Origin of the sequence: Roseovarius amoyensis, from assembly GCF_003260265.1 — a bacterium.
Taxonomy (GTDB): Bacteria; Pseudomonadota; Alphaproteobacteria; order Rhodobacterales; family Rhodobacteraceae; genus Roseovarius; species Roseovarius amoyensis.
In genome coordinates this window covers 1-20102 of record NZ_QITQ01000002.1, presented here as the reverse complement: position 1 = coordinate 20102, position 20102 = coordinate 1, and the positions used below count along the sequence as shown (strand labels likewise).

Genomic DNA, 20102 nt, shown 5'->3' with positions numbered 1-20102 from the left:
TAGCTTTGGGGCAACCGCCGCAACACGGATCGGCAGGAGGAATTCGAAAATGACCCGACAGGCAGGCCGGGCAGCTGTACAGAAGAACGCATTTTCAGGCATCGGGGCCTTGATGCTGATGGCGCTGATGATCGTCGCGCTTTGGGCACAGGCGGCGCAGGCGCAGCAAAAGATCATCAAGAGCCACGGCTATTCCTATTTCGGCGCCCTGAACTATCCCGCCGACTTTGAGCATTTCGATTACGTGAACCCCGACGCCCCCAAGGGCGGCGAGATTTCCATCGCCGTCGCAGGCAGCTTTGATTCGATGAATCCCTACACCCGCAAGGGTCGCGCGGCTGGGCTGTCGTCGATCATGTATGAAAGCCTGCTGGGGCAGGTCCTGGCCGGCTCCGGCGCGCTGCCTGCTGACGATTATGACGAGCTTTACGGCCTGCTGGCGCACACGATCGAATACCCCGAGGACAAGTCCTGGGTGATCTTTCACATGCGCCCCGAGGCGCGGTTTTCCGACGGCACGCCCGTCACCGCGCATGACGTCGCCTTTAGCCACAACCTGTTGCTGGACGAAGGGTTGAAATCCTATGCCGACGCGGTGCGCAAACGCATCCCCAAGGTCGAGGTGATCGACGATCACACCGTCAAATTCTACTTTACCGAAGGCATTTCGCGCCGCTCGCTGATCGACCAGGTCGGCACCGTTCCGGTCTGGTCGCGCAAGTGGTTTCAGGAAACCGGCGCCGGGCTGGACGAAAGCCGGCTGAAAACCTCGCCGGGGTCGGGACCCTATGTTTTCGATGATGTCGACGTCAACCGCCGCGTCGTTTATCGGCGCAATCCCGACTATTGGGGCTGGCATCTGCCGATCAACAAGGGCCGGCACAATTTCGACCGTATCCGGCTGGAATACTTCGCCGATTCCACCGCCGCGTTCGAGGCGTTCAAGGCCGGCGCGGTAACCTATCGCACCGAGGCCGACCCCAAGAACTGGGCCACCGCGTATGATTTTCCCGCGATCCAGCGCGGCGACGTGGTGAAATACGCCCTGCCCGACGGGCTGCCCCCGAACATGACCGGGATCGTCTTCAACCTCAGATCGGAACCGCTGAAGGACAAACGCGTGCGCCAGGCGCTGGCGCTTGGGTTCAACTTCGAGTGGACCAACCAGTCGCTTTACAGCGGGCTGTTCGAACAGCAGCGGTCCTTTTCCACCGGCACGCATCTGGAGGCGACAGGCCTGCCCGAGGGCGATGAACTTGCGTTCTTCGAATCCATGGGCGACCTGGTGTCGGAGGAGATCTATACTGAGGAACCCTGGGTTCCCCACACGTCCGACCCCGACCGCCTGCTGACACGGCGCAACCTGCGCGCCGCGCTCAACCTCTTTTCCGAGGCCGGCTGGAAGGTGGCCGATGATGGTGTGTTGCGCAATGCCGATGGCGAGGCGCTGAAACTTACGTTCCTGTTCGACGCCTCGTCCTCGCCCACGTCGCGGGCGATCGCGCAGAACTACATTTCCAACCTTCAGGCGATGGCGGTTGATGCACAGCTGGAGGCGGTCGATTCGGCCCAGTATTCCCAGCGCGAACGCGATCACGATTATGACCTGGTGTTCGACGGCTATCCCGCGCTGCTGGGGGCCGGCACCGGGCTGGCACAGCGGTTCGGGTCAGAGGCGGCCGAATACAGTCTCTTCAACCCGGCCGGGCTGGCCAGCCCGCTGGTGGACCGCATCATCGAGGAATCGCTGCTGACCGATAGCCAGGCCGCAGAGGACATGACCATGCGCGCGCTCGACCGGGCGCTTCGGCATGAGTTCGTCGTCATCCCCGACGGCTACAAGCCCGATCACTGGGTGGCGTTCTGGGACATCTACGCCCATCCCGACCCGATCCCGCCCTATGCGCTGGGGGTACTCGATTTCTGGTGGGTCGACCCCGACAAGGCCGCGCAGCTGCGCGAAAAGGGGGTGCTGAAGTGATGGCGCCAGACACCGTGGCAGGCACGGAGGCCGGCTGAGGTGGGCGCCTATATCCTGCGCAGGCTGCTGCTGATCATCCCGACGCTATTCGGGATCATGGTGATCAATTTCGTGCTGGTCCAGTTCGTCCCCGGCGGGCCGGTCGAACAGGTAATCGCCCGGATGCAGGGCGAGGGCGACGTCTTCGGCGGCTTTGCCGGCGGGGCCGAGGACGCCACCCTGAGCGAGACCGAAACCGCCGGATATGCCGGCGCGCGCGGCCTGCCGCAGGAATTCATCGACGAACTCAAGGCCCAGTACGGGCTGGACAAGCCACCGCTGGAACGCTTCGTCAACATGATGTGGAACTACATGCGGTTCGATTTCGGCGAAAGCTATTTCCGCTCGATCTCGGTCACCGACCTGGTGCTGGAAAAAATGCCGGTTTCGGTCACGCTGGGGCTATGGTCAACGCTGATCGCCTATCTGATCTCGATCCCGCTGGGCATCTCCAAGGCGGTGCGCGACGGCACCCGCTTTGACAACTGGACCAGCGCCGTCATCATCGCCGCCTATGCCATTCCCGGTTTCCTGTTCGCGGTGCTGCTGGTGGTGCTTTTTGCCGGCGGCAGTTACTGGCAGATATTTCCGCTCAGGGGGCTTACATCCGACAATTTCTCTGACCTCAGCCTTTGGGGCAAGGCGGTCGACTACCTGTGGCACATCACCCTGCCGGTCCTGGCCTCGACCATTTCCGCCTTTGCCACGCTGACGCTGCTGACCAAGAACTCGTTTCTGGACGAGATCAAGAAACACTATGTCATGACCGCCCGCGCCAAGGGGCTGAGCGAACGGCGCGTGCTTTACGGCCACGTCTTTCGCAACGCCATGCTGATTGTGATCGCGGGCTTTCCGGCGGTGTTCATCGGGGTGTTCTTTGGCGGCAGCCTGCTGATCGAGACGATCTTTTCGCTCGACGGGCTGGGGCGGCTGGGGTTCGAGGCGGCGCTCAGCCGCGACTATCCGGTGATGTTCGGAACGCTCTTCCTGTTCGGGCTGATCGGGCTGGTGGTGAACATCCTCAGCGATCTCTGCTATGTGCTGGTCGATCCGCGCATAGACTTCGAAACGCGCGAGGGGTGAAGGGGATGAAGCTTTCACCGCTCAACCAGCGCCGCTGGCGCAATTTCAAACGCAACCGCCGCGCGTTCTGGTCATTGATCCTGTTCGCCATCCTTTTCGCGGTGACGCTGCCGGCCGAATTCGTCGCCAACGACAAGCCGATCCTGCTGCAGTATCGCGGCGGCTATTACATGCCGGTCTTTCGCATGTACCCCGAAACCACCTTTGGCGGCGATTTCCCGACAGAGGCGATCTATTCCGACCCAGAGGTGAAATGCCTGATCGTCTCGGGCGGGCTGGACAGCTGTTTCGATGACCCCGAGGGCATCATCAACGATGCCGATGACGGGGTTGTCGCGGGCGAGGCCATAGAAAAGGGCTGGGCGCTCTGGCCGGTCATTCCCTACAGCTATAACACACCGGTTGATCGCCCCGGCGCCGCGCCGCTGCCCCCAAACGAGCAGAACTGGCTTGGCACTGACGGCACCAAGCGCGACGTGATGGCGCGGGTGATCTATGGCTTTCGGCTGTCGGTTCTTTTCACCCTGATCGTGACCGCGCTGTCCAGTGTCATCGGCGTCTTTGCCGGTGCTGTTCAGGGCTATTTCGGCGGCCGCACCGACCTGATCTTTCAGCGCATCATCGAGATATGGTCGGCCACGCCGCAGCTATACGTCATCATCATCCTGTTCGCGATCCTGCCGCGCAGTTTCTGGCTGCTGGTCGCGATCATGGTGATATTCGGCTGGATGGCGCTGGTGGGTGTGGTCAGGGCCGAGTTCCTGCGCGCGCGCAACCTGGAATATGTCCGCGCGGCCAAGGCGCTGGGCGTGTCGAACCTGGTGATCATGTTCCGGCACATGCTGCCCAATGCGATGGTGGCGATGCTGACCTTTCTGCCCTTCATCGTCACCGGCACCATCGGCACGCTGGCGGCACTCGATTTCCTGGGTTTCGGCCTGCCCTCGTCGGCGCCGTCGCTGGGGGAGTTGACCCTGCAGGCCAAGCAGAACCTGCAGGCGCCTTGGCTGGCCTTTACCGCCTTTTTCGCCTTTGCGATCATGCTGTCGCTGCTGGTTTTCATCTTCGAGGGCGTGCGTGACGCCTTTGACCCCAGAAAGACCTTTCAATGAGCCTGCTGGAGGTAAGCAACCTGTCGGTCAGCTTTCGCCAGGACGGCGCCACCGTCCCGGCTGTCAGGGGCGTGTCCTTTACCGTCGACCCGGGCGAGACCGTGGCGCTGGTGGGCGAAAGCGGATCGGGCAAGTCGGTGACCGCCCTGTCCACCGTGGCGCTGCTGGGGTCGTCGGCCGTGGTCGATGGCAGCGTGCGCTATGACGGGCAGGAAATGATCGGCGCACCGGCCCGGCGGCTGCGCGACGTGCGCGGCAACGACATCAGCTTTGTCTTCCAGGAGCCGATGACCAGCCTCAACCCGCTGCACACGCTGGAAAAGCAGATCCGCGAAAGCCTGGAACTGCACCAGGGGCTGACCGGCGACGCAGCGCGCACGCGCATCATCGAGCTGCTGCAAAGGGTCGGCATCCGCGACGCCGAAAGCCGGCTGAGGGCCTACCCCCACCAGCTCTCGGGCGGACAGCGGCAGCGGGTGATGATCGCCATGGCGCTGGCCAACAAGCCCGACATCCTGATCGCGGATGAGCCTACCACCGCGCTGGACGTCACCATCCAGGCGCAAATCCTGGAACTGCTGGCGCACATCAAGCGCGACGAGGGGATGGGCCTGCTGTTCATCACCCACGACCTGGGCATTGTCGAACGCATCGCCGACAAGGTCTGCGTGATGAAGGACGGCGCCATCGTCGAATCTGGCCCGACGGCGGAAACCTTTGCCAACCCGCGCCACGATTATACCCGCAAGCTGATGAGCGCGCGCGCCACGGGCACGCCCCGCCCGGTGGCGCAGGACGCGCCGACACTGGTCGAAACCGAAGGGCTGCGCGTCTGGTTCCCGATCCAGCGCGGCTTTCTGCGCCGCACCACCGGCCATGTGAAGGCGGTCAACGACGCCACCATTTCCGTGCGCGCGGGCGAAACGCTGGGCCTTGTCGGCGAAAGCGGGTCGGGCAAGACCACGCTGGCGATGGCAATCATGCGGCTGACCACGTCAGAGGGGCGGGTGGTGTTCGACGGCGAAGAGGTGCACGACTGGTCAACCCGGCGGTTGCGGCGGCGCCGCGCCGACATGCAGATCGTCTTTCAGGACCCCTATGGCAGCCTCAGCCCCCGGATGACCTGTGAACAGATCATCGCCGAGGGGTTGGGCGTGCACGGCAACCCCGGCGGGCGCACCGCGCGCGAACTGGTGGCCGAGGTGATGCAAGAGGTCGATCTGGACCCCGCCATGATGCACCGCTATCCGCACGAGTTTTCCGGCGGCCAGCGCCAGCGCATCGCCATCGCGCGGGCAATGATCCTGCGGCCCAAGCTGGTGGTGCTGGACGAACCCACCAGCGCGCTGGACATGACCGTGCAGGTGCAGATCGTCGACCTGCTGCGCAGGCTGCAACAGAAATACGGGCTGGCCTATATCTTCATCAGCCACGACCTGAACGTAGTACGCGCGATGAGCCACAAGGTGGCGGTAATGAAGGATGGCGACATCGTCGAATACGGCGACGCTGAAGAGGTGTTCGAACGCCCGCGCACCGACTACGCCAAATCGCTGCTGCGCGCGGCGCTGGAGCGTATTTCCTGAAACCGCGCCGTTGCCGGGGATGATTTGTTGCGCCCGGAATCAAGGCGCTACGCGCCGCCGGGCGAGCGCCGGGCCGTCCCGATCTCAGATGGCCGAGCTGTGGCCGGCCTTGTCCAGTTCATAGGCGTCGAAACCGCGCGCGATCATGCGGGTCAGAGGGCGGGCCTCCTGCGGGATCGAAAGACCGATATTCGACACCTCGACCAGCCCTTCGAAACCCTCCGCCACCTTGCGCAGCATCTCGTTCAGCTCGTCGGTGGCGATACCGAAACAGTCCTGGATTTCCGCCGCATCGACGCGGAAATCGCACATGATCTGTTCGATGATCCGCGCGCGCATCCGGTCCTCGTCGGAAAAGGCATGCCCGCGGGTGGTGGAAAAACGCCCCTCGCGGATGGCGGCGGTATGGGCGCCGGTCGCCGGGGCATTTTGCGCATAGCCCTGCGGAAAGCGCGAGATCGACGAGGCGCCGACCCCGATAAGAACCTCGGCAGTATCTTCGGTGTATCCCTGAAAGTTGCGCCGCAGCCGGCCCTCTGCCTTGGCGGTGCTCAAGCCGTCGGTGGGCTTGGCGAAATGGTCGATACCGATCTCGTCATAGCCGTCCCATAGGAACAGCCGCCGCGCGGTATCGAACAGCTCCAGCCGTTCCTCGGGCGTCGGCAGCGCATCCGACGGGATCAACTGCTGGCGCTTGGCCATCCACGGCACATGCGCATAACCATAAAGCGCCACCCGGTCAGGTTCGAGCGTCAGCAGCTTCTGCACACTGGCGGTGCTTCGGGCCTTTGACTGGTGCGGCAAGCCATACAGGATATCGGCGTTCAGGCTGGCCACACCGCGGGCGCGAATTTCGTCGGCGGCATCCTTGGTAATGTCATAGCCCTGCAGCCGTCCGATAGTGGCCTGGATCTGGGGGTCGAAATCCTGCACCCCGATCGAAGCGCGGTTCATGCCCGCACGCGCCAGCGCATCCAGCCGGTCACCGTCTATCTCGCTCGGGTCGATCTCGACCGAGAATTCGGTATCGTCATCGAACGGCGCCACCTCGCGGATCGCGCCGGCCAGGTCTTCCATCATCTGCGGCGCCAGCAGCGTGGGCGTGCCGCCCCCCCAGTGCAGCCGCGACAGGGTGACCCCCTCGGGCAACAGATCGCCCAGCATCCGCAACTCTGTCAGCAGGGTTTCCAGATAGGCCAGCACCGGCTTGTCCGATTGCGTGCCCTGGGTGCGGCAGGCGCAGAACCAGCACAGCCGCCGGCAGAACGGCACATGCACATAAAGCGACACCCGTGAATCCGGCGGTATCGCGCCGATCCACTGTGTGAACTGATCCGCCCCCACATCACGGCTGAAATGCGGTGCGGTGGGATAGCTGGTGTAGCGGGGCACCTTTGCGTCGAAAAGACCCAACCTGCCCAGTTGTGATTTCGTGACCATAAGGTTAGCTTTAGGAGGCGCGTCGATTAAGAACTTTGACCCAGATCAACATTCCAGGCGGTTGTTTCATGCTGAAAGAAGAGACCAAGACCGCTCCGCGCGATTGCGGCGAGTGCCCGATTCGGCACCGTGCCGTCTGCGCCCGCTGTGAAGCGGACGAGTTGGAACAACTCGATCGCGTGAAATACTATCGCAATTTCCAGGCCGGACAGACGGTGGTCTGGGCCGGCGATCAGATGGATTTCGTTGGTTCGGTGGTATCGGGCATCGCCACACTCACCCAAGCGATGGAGGACGGCCGCACGCAGATGGTGGGGCTGCTGCTGCCATCGGATTTCATCGGCCGGCCGGGGCGCGAGAAAGCCATTTATGACGTAGTGGCGACAACGGACATGGTGATGTGCTGCTTCAGACGCAAGCCGTTCGAAGAACTGATGAGCAACACCCCGAACATCGCCCACCGGTTGCTGGAAATGACGCTGGACGAACTGGATGCCGCGCGTGAATGGATGCTCGTGCTCGGGCGCAAGACCGCGCGCGAAAAGATCGCCTCGCTGTTGACGATTATCGCCCGGCGCGACGCGACGCTGGGATTCGGCAAGGCACACGGCAAGATGACCTTCGATCTGCCGCTCACGCGTGAGGCAATGGCCGATTACCTGGGCCTGACGCTGGAAACGGTCAGCCGCCAGATCTCTGCCCTGCGCAAGGACGGGATCATCGTTCTGGAAGGCAAGCGCCACGTCACCGTGCCCGATTTCGAACGGCTGATGGAAGAAGCCGGTGACGACTGCGACGGCGGCCTGCTGGCCTGAATATCCCCCTTGCCCGCCCCGGGTATGACCCGGGGCCTGTCCTTGTGACAAGGGTTCCGCCCCCCCCGGTAGGCGGGGCGTGGCAGGCCCTAGTGCGCCATCAGCACCGGCAAGGTCGCTTCTTCCAGCATCGTGCGGGTGGCACCGCCAAAGATCGCCTCGCGGAAACGCGAATGGCCATAGGCGCCCATGACGATAAGATCCGCATCCATGTCGGCGGCGTGGCGCATCAGCAGGTCCGACAGCCTGGGCAGGGTCTTGGACAGAACGTCGATCTCAGCCCGGACGCCGTGGCGGGCCAAGTACTGCGACAAAAGACCGCCGGGGTCGGACCGTGACGGGCCATGCGTGGGCGGGTCGATCACCACCACGTGCACCTCTTCGGCCGCGCACAGCAGCGGCAGCGCCGCGCGCACTGCCGACAGCGCCTCGGTGCTTTCGTTCCAGCCCACCATGATCCGACGGGGCCGGGGCTGCGGCTTGGCGTCCGGCGACACGATCAGCGCCGGGGTGCTGCCCTCGAACAGGGTCGATTCGGTGGCCGGCTCCAGCTCGACCCCGCGCCCCTCGCCATAGGGTTTGGGCAGGATTGCCAGATCGGAAAACCGTACCCGCGTGGAAACGTGACGGCCGATATCGGCCAGTTGCGACACCCCCGCCTCTGCACCCCACAGGATATCTTCGGCCTTCAGGCGCTTGCGTACCTTTTCCTCGATCTCCTCGGCATCCTCCTTGGCCCGCGCCAGGGTTTCCTGCAGCACCACTGCGCTGGCCCCGGCATAGTAGTACCCTGTCTGGCTGCGATCGACGCCAAGGCAAAGCACATCAAGATGTGCGTCATACGCCCGGGCCATCGCGACCGCGTGATCCAGGGTTTCGTCAACCAGCGCCACATCCGTAAGCACCGAAAAGAGGCTCTTGTAGGTCATTCCGGCTAGTCCCTCCGCTTGAAAGCCAAATCACCGCAAGGCTACGCCTACTGCCAGTGCGCCACTTTGACACGCATCAACTGGGCCGTGACCGGGTGGAATATTCTCAGGCCGGCGGGCTATTGATGCAGATCAAAGTATCCTTTGCGCCGCGGGCGCATTAGTGGGACGGTCTGAACGTATCCGCGTGCGCTGGTGCTGCGCGTGGTCTGACGAGACGAGGGGACAAGACAACATGGCAAACTATGTCAAGCTGGTGGCGTTGGGGGTGGTCGTGCTCCTGGCGCTGATCGCCGCCAATTACGCGCGTGACCTGGCCTACATGGTGAATGCGCTGACCATAGCCCTGGCTGCGGCGGTCGCATTCATCTGGGTGCTGCGCAACACTGACGAGCCGGTGCTGCAAACCGATCTTTCGGGCGAATACATGGATGGCGTCGTGCGCTACGGTGTGATCGCGACCTCGCTTTGGGGCGTGGTCGGGTTCCTGGTCGGCACATTCATCGCCTTTCAACTGGCATTTCCGCAGCTCAATTTCGAATGGGCCGAGGGATACCTCAATTTCGGCCGGTTGCGGCCGCTGCATACCTCGGCGGTGGTCTTTGCCTTCGGGGGCAACGCGCTGATCGCGACCTCGCTCTATGTCGTCCAACGCACCAGCGCGGCGCGGCTTTGGGGCGGCAACCTGGCATGGTTCGTGTTCTGGGGCTACCAGCTGTTCATCGTGCTGGCGGCAACCGGCTATCTGCTGGGCGCCACGCAATCGCGCGAATACGCCGAACCGGAATGGTATGTCGACTGGTGGCTGACACTGGTCTGGGTGGCCTACCTGGCCGTGTTCCTGGGCACCATCGTCAAGCGGCGCGAGCGCCACATCTACGTCGCCAACTGGTTCTATCTCAGCTTCATCGTCACCATCGCGATGCTGCATATCGTCAACAACCTGGCGATCCCGGTCTCGATCTTCGGGTCGAAATCGGTGGCGCTGTTCTCGGGCGTGCAGGACGCGATGACGCAATGGTGGTACGGCCACAACGCGGTGGGCTTTTTCCTGACCGCCGGCTTCCTTGGCATGATGTACTATTTCGTGCCGAAACAGGCCGAACGCCCGGTCTACAGCTACAAGCTGAGCATCATCCACTTCTGGGCGCTGATCTTTATCTACATCTGGGCCGGTCCGCACCACCTGCACTATACCGCGCTGCCCGACTGGGCCTCGACGCTGGGCATGGTGTTCTCGATCGTGCTGTGGATGCCCAGCTGGGGCGGCATGATCAACGGCCTGATGACGCTGTCGGGCGCGTGGGACAAGCTTCGTACAGACCCTGTGATCCGCATGATGGTAATCTCGATCGGGTTCTACGGCATGTCCACCTTCGAGGGTCCGATGATGTCGATCCGCGCGGTGAACTCGCTGTCGCACTACACCGACTGGACCATCGGCCACGTGCATTCCGGCGCCTTGGGCTGGAACGGCATGATCACCTTCGGTGCTCTCTACTTCATGGTGCCCAAGCTGTGGAACCGCGAGCGGCTCTATAGTCTCAGCATGGTCAGCTGGCATTTCTGGCTCGCCACCATCGGCATCATCCTTTACGCCTCGTCGATGTGGGTGACCGGCATCATGGAAGGGCTGATGTGGCGCGAGGTCGACGCAAACGGCTTCCTCGTCAACAGCTTCGCCGACACCGTTGCCGCCAAGTTCCCGATGTACGTGGTGCGTGCGCTGGGCGGTGTCCTGTATATCACCGGCGCATTGATCATGTGCTACAACCTCTTCATGACCGTCAGACGGAGCCCGGCCATCGCGCCGACCAACTCTGTCGTTCCGGCCGAGTAAGAGGAGGGACGAACAATGGCTACCGAAGACAAGAAACCCCCGATGCCCACCTCCGCGACTGGTGTTGGCGAGCGGCCGAAAAAGCGCAGCCTGCTCGACAAGCACCAGATCCTTGAACGAAACATCACGCTGCTGACGATCTTTGCCTTCCTGGTGGTGACGATCGGCGGCATCGTGCAGATCGCACCTCTGTTCTGGCTGGAAAACACCATCGAGGATGTAGAGGGCATGCGCCCCTACACCCCGCTGGAACTGGCCGGGCGCGACATCTACGTCCGCGAGGGCTGTTACGTCTGCCACAGCCAGATGATCCGGCCGATGCGCGACGAGGTGGAACGTTACGGTCACTATTCACTGGCGGCGGAATCGCAGTACGACCACCCGTTCCAGTGGGGGTCCAAACGCACCGGGCCCGACCTGGCGCGCGTGGGCGGGCGCTATTCGGATGAATGGCACCTCGATCATCTGCGCGATCCGCAATCGGTGGTGCCGGAATCGGTGATGCCCAAATACGGCTTTCTCGAAGACCGGCTGATCGAGCCCGAATACGTCGAGGACCGGCTAAGCACCGATGCGCTGGTTGGCGTGCCCTATACCGAAGAGATGATCGCCAACGCGGCGGACGATTTTCGGACGCAGACCGATCCCGACAGCGACTATGACGGGCTGCTGGAACGCTATGGCGACAAGGTGATCGTGCGCAACTTCGACCGCCAGCCGGGTATTTCCGAGGCCGACGCACTGATCGCCTATCTGCAGATGCTGGGCACGCTGGTCGATTTCTCGACCTTCACGCCCGTGGCCAGCCGGTAAAGGGGGCAAGGATGGAACACTACACCCTATTGCGACAGTTCGCCGACAGCTGGATGCTGCTGACCCTGTTCGCGTTCTTCATCGGCGTGGTGCTCTGGGTCATGCGCCCCGGCGCCACCAAGACCTATGAAGAGCCCCGCAACATCCCCTTCCGGCACGAAGACAAACCCGCCCCGCGGCGCGGGAACAGCGCCAAGACCAAGGAGGCGTAAGGACGATGGCAAGACTACCCAAACAGGAACGTCAGGAGCCGGAAACCACGGGCCACGAGTGGGACGGCATCCGGGAATACAACAACCCGCTGCCGCGCTGGTGGCTGTGGGTCTTCTACGCCACCATCGTGTGGGCGATCTGGTATTCGATCGCATATCCCGCCTGGCCGCTGATCCAGGGCGCCACCGAGGGCTACAAGGGCTGGTCGACACGTGAAAACGTGGCCGAGGCCATTGCCCAGGCCGAGGCCGCCAACGCCACGATCAACGACCGTCTCGCCTCGGTCGAACTGACCGCCATCAGCGAAGACCCCGAACTGACCGCCTATGCCACCTCGGCCGGCGCGGCAGTGTTCAAGACCTGGTGCGCCCAGTGCCACGGCTCGGGTGCGGCGGGGGCCAAGGGCTATCCGAACCTGCTGGACAACGACTGGCTGTGGGGCGGCACGATGGAGGACATCCACCTCACCGTCACCCACGGCGTCCGCAACGAGGATGACCCCGACGCGCGCTATTCCGAAATGCCGGTCTTTGGCGACATCCTCGAAGAGCAGGAGATCGTCCAGGTCGCCAACTACGTGATGACGCTGTCGGGCAACACCCCGCCCGATGCCGAAGCAGCGGCCGCGGGCGAAACGGTGTTCCTGGACAACTGCGCCGTCTGTCACATGGATGACGGCAGCGGCGATGTCTTCCAGGGTGCGCCGGCGCTGAACGACGCGATCTGGCTTTATGGCGGTGATTACGGCACCATCGTCGAGACCGTCACCAACAGCCGCTACGGGGTGATGCCGTCCTGGCAGGCCCGCCTGAGCGAGGCCGAGATCCGCGCCGTTGCCTCCTATGTCCACCAGCTGGGCGGCGGTGAATAACGCCTGATACAAATCCCGCGGGCGGCCTGTGTGCCGCCCGCGGTTTTTTCTTATCTCGGCATTGGCAACAGGCCGAATACGCCGCGCAACTTGCGGCAAAGGCGCCCTTCCCACCACGAACGCGAAGACGCAGTACCCTGCCCGGGCCAGTCGGTGCGCGTGGCGGTGGCGAACGATCTTGCAAGAATTCCTAGCATTGTCCCGGCTCCCAGGGATGATTTCATGCCTTTCAATGTGGACCGAAAGGCGTCATCCTGCGACTCAGGAATAATTGCGCTATGTAAGCTGGGCTTTCATGATTGACTGGCACTCCATGCCTCCGCTTTCCGCCCTTCGGGCGTTCTCGGCCTTTGCCGAGACCGGATCGGTGCAGCGCGCCGGCGAGCGGCTGAATGTCAGCCACGCCGCCATCAGCCAGCAGTTGCGCGCGCTCGAGGCGCATATCGGGGTCCCGCTGATCGACCGTGCGGCGCGGCGGCTGATGCTGACGGCGCAGGGCCGGCAGCTGGCCGATGCGGTGACGGCCGGGTTCGGCACGATCGCACGCACGGTCGAGGATATTTCCGGCGCCGGCGCCGACCGGCCGGTGCAGGTGACCACGACGCCGGGCTTTGCTGCGCAATGGCTGATGCCCCGGATGCTGGATTTCCGCCTGCGCCACCCCGACATCGACGTGATGATCAACCCCACGCCCGACCTGGTGATGCCCGAACCCGGCGGCATCGACATCGCCATCCGGCACGGCATGGGCAGCTGGCCGGGGGTAGAGGCCGAACGCCTGTTCATCGCCCGCCTTGTCGTGGTGGCCGCGCCATCCCTGGTGGGCGACCGCGCGATCACCGCCCCGACCGAATTGGTCGGCCTGCCCTGGGTGCAGGAATACGGCACCAGCGAATCGACCGACTGGCTGGCCGGCAAGGGGCTGGCCGGGATCCGCGCAGGCGCGGTGACAATGGTGCCCGGCAACCTGATGCTCGAAGGTGTGCGCCAGGGGCAGGGCGTGGCGCTGCTGATCCGGCAATGGGTCGAGGATGACATCGCCGCCGGTCGCCTGCGGCTGCTGTTCGAGGAACCGCAGGATTGCGGGTACTACATCGTCACCCGCCCCGGCGGCGTGCCGCGCCCCCCTGTTCGGGCCTTCATCAAATGGCTGCGAAACCAGGCAGCAGAGAATGCCGGACCCGCGGCCGATCAATTGGTCAGCGCCGGAGTCACAATTTGACGCATGTCAAAGCTGCTTCAAATGCTAGATGACACAAGGCAACGTGGACCACAGACGCCAGTGGAGTGATACCGTGGCAGAACCCCAACCAACGACAGGACCCACCCTTTACGCCGCGCGAGAGCCGGTTTTCCCAAAGCGGGTCTACGGCAAGTTCCGAAATTTCAAATGGGTGATCATGGCGATCACCCTGGGCATCTACTATGTCACGCCCTGGCTGCGCTGGGACCGTGGCCCGGAACTGCCCGATCAGGCGGTCCTGATCGACCTCGCCCACAGGCGCTTTTTCTTTTTCTGGATCGAGATCTGGCCGCACGAGTTCTATTTCGTCGCCGGCCTGCTGGTGATGGCGGGGCTGGGGCTGTTTCTGTTCACCTCGGCACTGGGTCGTGTCTGGTGCGGCTATGCCTGCCCGCAGACGGTGTGGACCGACCTCTTTATCCTTGTTGAGCGCTGGATCGAGGGCGACCGCAACGCCCGCCTGCGCCTCTATCGCCAGAAAAAGCTGGATTTCCGCAAGGCCCGGCTGCGGGTGACCAAATGGGTGGTGTGGCTGCTGATCGCGGTGGGTACCGGTGGCGCCTGGGTGTTCTATTTCGCCGACGCGCCGACGCTGCTGACCGACCTGGCGACGCTCAACGCGCATCCCATCGCCTATACCACCATCGCCGTGCTGACCGGCACCACCTTTTTCTTTGGCGGTTTCGCGCGCGAACAGATCTGCATCTATGCCTGCCCCTGGCCGCGCATCCAGGCGGCGATGATGGACGAGGACACGCTGACCGTGGGCTACCGCGAATGGCGGGGCGAGCCGCGCAAGCATTCCCAGGCCGTGGCGGAAGGGGCCCAGCAGGGCGACTGCATCGACTGCATGGCCTGCGTCAACGTCTGCCCGATGGGGATCGACATCCGCGACGGCCAGCAGATGGAATGCATCACCTGTGCGCTGTGCATCGACGCCTGCGACGAGGTGATGGAAAAGATCGGCAAGCCCCGCGGGCTGATCGACTACATGGCGCTGACCGACGAGGAACGCGAACGCGGCGGCAAGTCGCCCAAGCCGATCTGGCAGCACGTCTTTCGCCCCCGTACGATGCTATACACCGCGCTGTGGTCGGCGGTGGGTATCGGGCTGGTGGTTGCGCTGTTCATCCGGCCCGACATCGACATGACCGTGGCACCGGTGCGCAACCCGACCTTCGTGACCCTGGCCGACGGGTCGATCCGCAACACCTACGAGGTGCGCCTGCGCAACAAGCAGGGCGAAACCCGGCCATTCGAGCTGAGCGTCAAGGCCGATCCGGCGATCCAGCTGGAGGTGGAAGGCGCCGAAAACAACATCGTGACGGTTGACGCCAACGCCCAGCGGCTGCAGCGTGTCTATCTGGTCGCGCCCAAGGGTACTGCCCCGGCAGAGGGGCACCACACCGACGTGCGGCTCTGGGTCGAGGACACCACCAATGGCGACCGGGCACACAAGGACACCGTGTTCAACGGACGGGGAGGAAAATGATGGCCGTGCGCGAGATTACGGGCAAGCATGTTCTGATCGGCTTTGTCGCCGCCTTCGGCATCATCATCGGGGTCAACATCCTGTTGGCGGTGTCCGCGATCCGCAGCTTTCCCGGGCTTGAGGTCAGGAACGGCTATATCGCATCGCAAAGCTTTGACACCCGCCGCGCGGCGCAACAGGCGCTGGGCTGGGAATTGCAGGCCGGGGTCACAGACGGCACGCTTTATCTGGCCTTTACCGATGCCGCCGGTCAGCCGGTGCGCCCCGCGCGAATAGAGGCCAGCGTCGGACGCCCGACCGAGGACGCCGACGACACGCTGCCGACACTGACCTGGGCCGGCGAACGGTTCGAGGCGCCGGTGGCGCTGGGCAAGGGCAAGTGGATCTTGCGCCTGAATGCCTATGCCGAGGACGGCACGCTGTTCCACCAGCGCCGCGAACTGGTGATCGACAGAGGCTGACGCGATGACCGCCACCATGCGCCCACCCGCCTCTGCCTGCCCTGCCTGTGCTGCCGCGCCGGCGGCGGTCGCCGTGGCGGCCCAAGCCCCTCAAGAGGCGCAGATCGCGCTCAGTCTGCCGACGATCCACTGCGCGGCCTGCATCAACAAGATCGAAAAGGCGCTCAACGCCCATCCCGGCGTTATCTCGGCGCGGGTCAACCTGACGCTCAAGCGGGCCAGCATCGCCGCCGAACCGGAGGTGACCGCCGAGGACATGCGCACCCTGGTCGAGAGGTTGGGATACGAGGCACACGAACTCGACCCCGGCACGCTGAGCAGCACGGCAACCGACCGCGCCGGGCGCGCGCTGCTGATGCGCCTGGCGGTGGCCGGGTTCGCGGCCATGAACGTGATGCTCTTGTCGGTGTCGGTCTGGTCCGGCGCCGAGGGGCCGACGCGAGACCTGTTTCACTGGATCTCGGCCGCCATCGCCCTGCCCGCCATCGCCTTTTCCGGGCAACCCTTTTTTGCCAATGCCTGGGCGGCGCTGCGCAACCGGCAGCTCAACATGGATGTACCGATCACGCTGGCCATCGCGCTGGCGGTGGTCACCTCGGTCTGGGAAACATCGCTGTCGGGCGAACACGCCTATTTCGATGCGGCGCTGGCGCTGACCTTTTTCCTGCTGGCCGGGCGTTACCTCGATCACCGCACCCGCGCGGCGGCGCGCTCGGCGGCAGAGGAACTGACCGCGCTCGAAGTGCCCCGCGCCATCCGGCTGAAACCGGACGGAACCGAGGAGACCGTGCCGGTGGCCGCGCTGGCGGCCGGTGACCTGCTGCGGGTGCGCCCGGGCGGGCGGATGCCGGTCGATGGCGAAATCACCGAAGGCACGTCCGAGATCGACCGCTCGTTGCTGACGGGTGAAACGGTGCCGGTCTTTGCCGGCCCCGGCCAGGCGGTTTCCGCTGGCGAGGTCAACCTGACCGGTCCGCTGACCCTGCGCGCCACGGCGGTGGGGACTGAAACGTCGCTGCACCGGATGGCCGACCTGGTGGCGGTCGCGGAATCGGGGCGGTCGCGCTATACGCCGCTGGCCGACCGGGCGGCCCGGCTCTATGCCCCCGGCGTGCACATCCTGTCGGCGCTGTCCTTTCTGGGCTGGTATCTTGCCACCTGGGACATGCGCACCGCGCTCAACATCGCCGCCGCGGTGCTGATCATCACCTGCCCCTGCGCGCTGGGTCTTGCCGTGCCGGCGGTCACCACCGCCGCCAGCGGGCGCCTGTTCCGCCGTGGTATGCTGATCAAGCACGAAACCGCGCTGGAACGGCTGGCGCAGGTCGAGACCGTCATATTCGACAAGACCGGCACCCTGACCGCCGGCACGCCCGAACCCGAAAACCTGGACCAGCTTGACCGCGCCGACATCGCGCTGGCACTGGCGCTGGCGCGCGGCTCGGCCCACCCGCTGGCACAGGCTATCGAACGTGCGGCGCTGGCCGCCGGCATCGTGGCGGCAGAGGTGTCAGACCTGACCGAGGTGCCGGGTTACGGCACCAAGGGTCTGCACCAGGGGCACGAGGTCCGCCTTGGCCGGGCATCCTGGGTCGGCGCAACGCCGAGCGACAAGACCGCCACTTTCCTCAAGCGCGAAGGCAAGCCCGCCATCGCCATCACCTTTGCCGACCGCCTGCGCGAAGGCGCAGAAGAGGCCGTTACCGCGCTGCAGGCATCGGGCAAGCAAGTTTACCTGATCTCGGGCGACAGTGCGCCGGCGGTCGAGGCGCTGGCCCAAAGGCTGGGCATCGGCAAATGGATGGCCGAGGCGCTGCCGGCGGACAAGGCCGCACGCATCGCCGCGCTGGCGGATGACGGCCGGCATGTGCTGATGGTGGGCGACGGGCTGAACGACACTGCGGCGCTGACGGCGGCGCATGTGTCGATATCGCCCGCGTCGGCGCTGGATGCCGCGCGCGTGGCCAGCGACATCGTTCTGCTGGGGGGCGATCTGTCCCCCATCGCGGACGCGCTGCGCACGGCAAAGTCGGCCACCCGGCGCATCACGGAAAATTTCCGCCTTGCAACGCTTTACAACATCATCGCCGTGCCGCTTGCGATGGCAGGGCTGTGTTCGCCGCTGATCGCCGCACTGGCGATGTCGGCCTCATCCATCACCGTTTCGCTGAACGCCCTGCGGCTGAGGTGACGCCGATGAACGTGCTGGTCTATCTCATTCCGATTTCACTGGTGCTTGGCGGGCTGGGTCTGGGCTTTTTCATCTGGACGGTGAAGAGCAACCAGTACGACGACCCCGAGGGCGACGCCCGCCGCATCCTGAGCGACGAATACGACGACCACCCGAAACGCTAGGCCGCATTGGGGCCGCAGCCGCTAGCAGCCCCTGCCCGCCTCAGCCCGTCGGTTCGATCATGAAACAGGTGATCTTTTGCGCCTGCAGGCGGCGGCAGGCCAGTTCGGCCGTCTCGCGCGTCAGGCCCATGAAATTGGCGTCATAGCCGTCGGGGCGCTTGCGCACCTTGCGCAGGCTGCCGTCCAGCGTTCCAAGCTCGCTCAGCGCGATCTGCAACAGCACCTTGCGCGCCTTGTACTGGCTGGGATAGCGGCCCACCGTGATGCCCCAGTGCCGCCCGCCGGATGTCGAAACCCGCTCGACCAGGCGCTCTTCGGGTTCATCGGGGGGCATGACAACCTCGGCGCTGGCAAGGGTCAGGTCAGCAGGACGAACAGGCGGCTTGACCGAAGGCAGCGCATCGCTGCCGGCCTCGTCGCCCTCGGCCAGTTCAGGTTCCGGCACCTGCTGCGCGGCCTGCACCGCCTGCTCGATATCGGCCTCGGCAACCTCGACCATTGCGACCGCTGGCTCTGTCTGCGGCCGCAATTGCGGGCGCAGGCTGCGGCGAACGGCAGCCGCCCCGATCAGCCGTACCTTGCGGCCATAGGCATTCGGGTCGTCGCTTCCGCCACCGATCGGGCCCAGATAGGCCGGGCGCGCGGGCCGCGATAGCGCCACACGCGAAGACGCCCGGCGAAAGCCGAGATCCAGCAGTTCCGCCACCTTGGCATTACGCGTCGCCGACGACCGCCCGCCAAAGACGGTGGCGATGATACGGACGCCGCCGCGCTCGGCGCTGGCGGTCAGGTTGAAGCCGGATGCATTGGTGTACCCGGTCTTGATCCCGTCCGCGCCGCGATAGCTGCTCAGCAGCTTGCGGTTGGTGTGCCGGACGGTGCTCACGCCGGCATCGGCGGTGAGCCGGCTGAAGAGGTTATAGTACTCCGGGTAATCATAGATCAGGTGCCGCCCGAGGATGCTCATGTCGCGGGCGGTGGACAGGTGCCCGCTTTCGGTCAGGCCATGCGCGTTCTTGAATGTCGTGCGGGTCATGCCCATCGCCTGGGCGGTCCGGTTCATGCGGCGCGCAAACCGCGCCTCTGAGCCCTCGATCGCCTCGGCCAGCGCCGTAGCGGCATCGTTGGCGGAACGCACGGCAGCCGCGCGAATAAGATAGCGCAGCCGTATCTTCTGGCCCGCACGCAGGCCCAGGCGGCTGGGCGGTTCGCTGGCTGCGTGCCGCGAGATGGTCACCCGGTCATCAAGCCCGATCTCGCCGTTCTCGACCGCCTCGAACACGATATAAAGCGTCATCATCTTGGTCAGGGATGCCGGATGCAGCCGGGTGTCTGCATTTCTGGAATGCAGAACCTCGCCGCTGCGCGAATCCATGACGAACGCGGCATAGGGTGCCGCCGCCACGCTGAGTGGGACGATCACGAACATCCAGAAGGCGGCCAACGCGACCAGCCCCCATCGAATGGGCTGTCTGCTTTGGGTTCTCATGAACCTGCTCTTACTGCCTCTCGCCAACCGTGGCTGATGCCCGGCGACGTGTTATTATTGGCCTAAGGCTAGCACAGAGCAGGTTTCAAATAAAGGTGTCATTTCAATGGGATTCGGGGAGTTCTTAAGAAAATTGGATCAACATGTAGTGGCATCTAACAGGGCAGGCGCTATCACGGCCAATGCGGCAAAACTGTGTTGAAGATGTTGTCCCCCAACTTCAACAGTTAAACGCGTAAGTGATTGATATTATTGATGCGGGATATCTGCTTTTGCCACAACCGGGCCGTTTCAGGAGGGTGTTTTCAGGCTCAGTGCATCGAAGAGTTCCAATTGCTCC

At 64.1% G+C, this 20102-nt stretch carries 17 protein-coding genes; 14 read left to right on the top strand and 3 right to left on the bottom strand.

Annotated elements, in window-relative coordinates:
- Positions 1–49: 49 nt before the first annotated feature.
- Genes DL899_RS01970 through DL899_RS01955 form a run of 4 tightly spaced genes read left to right on the top strand, consistent with a single transcriptional unit; the run spans position 50 to position 5801 of the window.
- Complete coding sequence (locus tag DL899_RS01970) at positions 50–1981, top strand: extracellular solute-binding protein (RefSeq protein ID WP_111732100.1); 1932 nt, start codon at positions 50–52, stop codon at positions 1979–1981.
- Between the two features lie 39 nt (positions 1982–2020).
- Positions 2021–3103: a microcin C ABC transporter permease YejB gene (locus tag DL899_RS01965; RefSeq protein ID WP_111732099.1), complete on the top strand. Its 1083-nt coding sequence runs from the start codon at positions 2021–2023 to the stop codon at positions 3101–3103.
- 5 nt (positions 3104–3108) lie between these two features.
- Complete coding sequence (locus DL899_RS01960) at positions 3109–4215, top strand: ABC transporter permease (RefSeq protein WP_111732556.1); 1107 nt, start codon at positions 3109–3111, stop codon at positions 4213–4215.
- Positions 4212–5801 carry an ABC transporter ATP-binding protein gene (locus tag DL899_RS01955; protein WP_111732098.1) on the top strand — a complete coding sequence of 530 codons (1590 nt, stop codon included), beginning with the start codon at positions 4212–4214 and terminating at the stop codon, positions 5799–5801. Before DL899_RS01960 ends, DL899_RS01955 begins: the two co-directional genes overlap by 4 nt.
- An 84-nt stretch (positions 5802–5885) precedes the next feature.
- On the opposite strand, the gene hemN is transcribed toward DL899_RS01955, so the two are convergent.
- Positions 5886–7241, bottom strand: a complete 1356-nt coding sequence (gene hemN / locus DL899_RS01950) for an oxygen-independent coproporphyrinogen III oxidase (protein WP_111732097.1) — start codon at positions 7239–7241, stop codon at positions 5886–5888.
- 68 nt (positions 7242–7309) lie between these two features.
- On the opposite strand from hemN, the gene fnrL reads away from it, so the two are divergent.
- Positions 7310–8056, top strand: a complete 747-nt coding sequence (fnrL, locus tag DL899_RS01945) for a transcriptional regulator FnrL (RefSeq protein ID WP_111732096.1) — start codon at positions 7310–7312, stop codon at positions 8054–8056.
- Between the two features lie 89 nt (positions 8057–8145).
- On the opposite strand, the gene DL899_RS01940 is transcribed toward fnrL, so the two are convergent.
- Complete coding sequence (locus DL899_RS01940) at positions 8146–8985, bottom strand: universal stress protein (RefSeq protein ID WP_111732095.1); 840 nt, start codon at positions 8983–8985, stop codon at positions 8146–8148.
- A gap of 235 nt (positions 8986–9220) precedes the next feature.
- Between DL899_RS01940 and ccoN the strand changes: the two genes are divergently transcribed.
- The 9 genes from ccoN to ccoS all read left to right on the top strand — a co-directional run bounded on the left by ccoN (position 9221) and on the right by ccoS (position 18273).
- Positions 9221–10825 (top strand): cytochrome-c oxidase, cbb3-type subunit I, encoded by a 1605-nt coding sequence (gene ccoN, locus DL899_RS01935; protein WP_111732094.1) that lies wholly within the window; start codon positions 9221–9223, stop codon positions 10823–10825.
- Between the two features lie 42 nt (positions 10826–10867).
- Positions 10868–11638: a cytochrome-c oxidase, cbb3-type subunit II gene (ccoO, locus tag DL899_RS01930; protein WP_111732093.1), complete on the top strand. Its 771-nt coding sequence runs from the start codon at positions 10868–10870 to the stop codon at positions 11636–11638.
- Between the two features lie 11 nt (positions 11639–11649).
- Entirely contained in the window at positions 11650–11850 is a 201-nt protein-coding gene (locus DL899_RS01925) for a cbb3-type cytochrome c oxidase subunit 3 (protein ID WP_111732092.1), read from the top strand.
- A 5-nt stretch (positions 11851–11855) separates the two neighbouring features.
- Complete coding sequence (ccoP, locus tag DL899_RS01920) at positions 11856–12722, top strand: cytochrome-c oxidase, cbb3-type subunit III (RefSeq protein ID WP_111732091.1); 867 nt, start codon at positions 11856–11858, stop codon at positions 12720–12722.
- A 298-nt stretch (positions 12723–13020) separates the two neighbouring features.
- A complete protein-coding gene (locus DL899_RS01915; RefSeq protein ID WP_111732554.1) occupies positions 13021–13944 on the top strand; it encodes a LysR family transcriptional regulator in 924 nt (307 codons plus the stop codon).
- Between the two features lie 28 nt (positions 13945–13972).
- Positions 13973–15457: a cytochrome c oxidase accessory protein CcoG gene (gene ccoG / locus DL899_RS01910; protein ID WP_111732090.1), complete on the top strand. Its 1485-nt coding sequence runs from the start codon at positions 13973–13975 to the stop codon at positions 15455–15457.
- Positions 15454–15918 (top strand): FixH family protein, encoded by a 465-nt coding sequence (locus DL899_RS01905; protein ID WP_111732089.1) that lies wholly within the window; start codon positions 15454–15456, stop codon positions 15916–15918. Before ccoG ends, DL899_RS01905 begins: the two co-directional genes overlap by 4 nt.
- Before the next feature lie 4 nt (positions 15919–15922).
- Complete coding sequence (locus DL899_RS01900; protein WP_111732088.1) at positions 15923–18109, top strand: heavy metal translocating P-type ATPase; 2187 nt, start codon at positions 15923–15925, stop codon at positions 18107–18109.
- 5 nt (positions 18110–18114) lie between these two features.
- Positions 18115–18273, top strand: coding sequence for a cbb3-type cytochrome oxidase assembly protein CcoS (ccoS, locus tag DL899_RS01895; RefSeq protein ID WP_111732552.1), 159 nt, complete (start codon positions 18115–18117; stop codon positions 18271–18273).
- A 40-nt stretch (positions 18274–18313) separates the two neighbouring features.
- On the opposite strand, the gene DL899_RS01890 is transcribed toward ccoS, so the two are convergent.
- Positions 18314–19762 carry a D-alanyl-D-alanine carboxypeptidase family protein gene (locus DL899_RS01890; RefSeq protein WP_111732087.1) on the bottom strand — a complete coding sequence of 483 codons (1449 nt, stop codon included), beginning with the start codon at positions 19760–19762 and terminating at the stop codon, positions 18314–18316.
- Between the last annotated feature and the right edge of the window lie 340 nt (positions 19763–20102).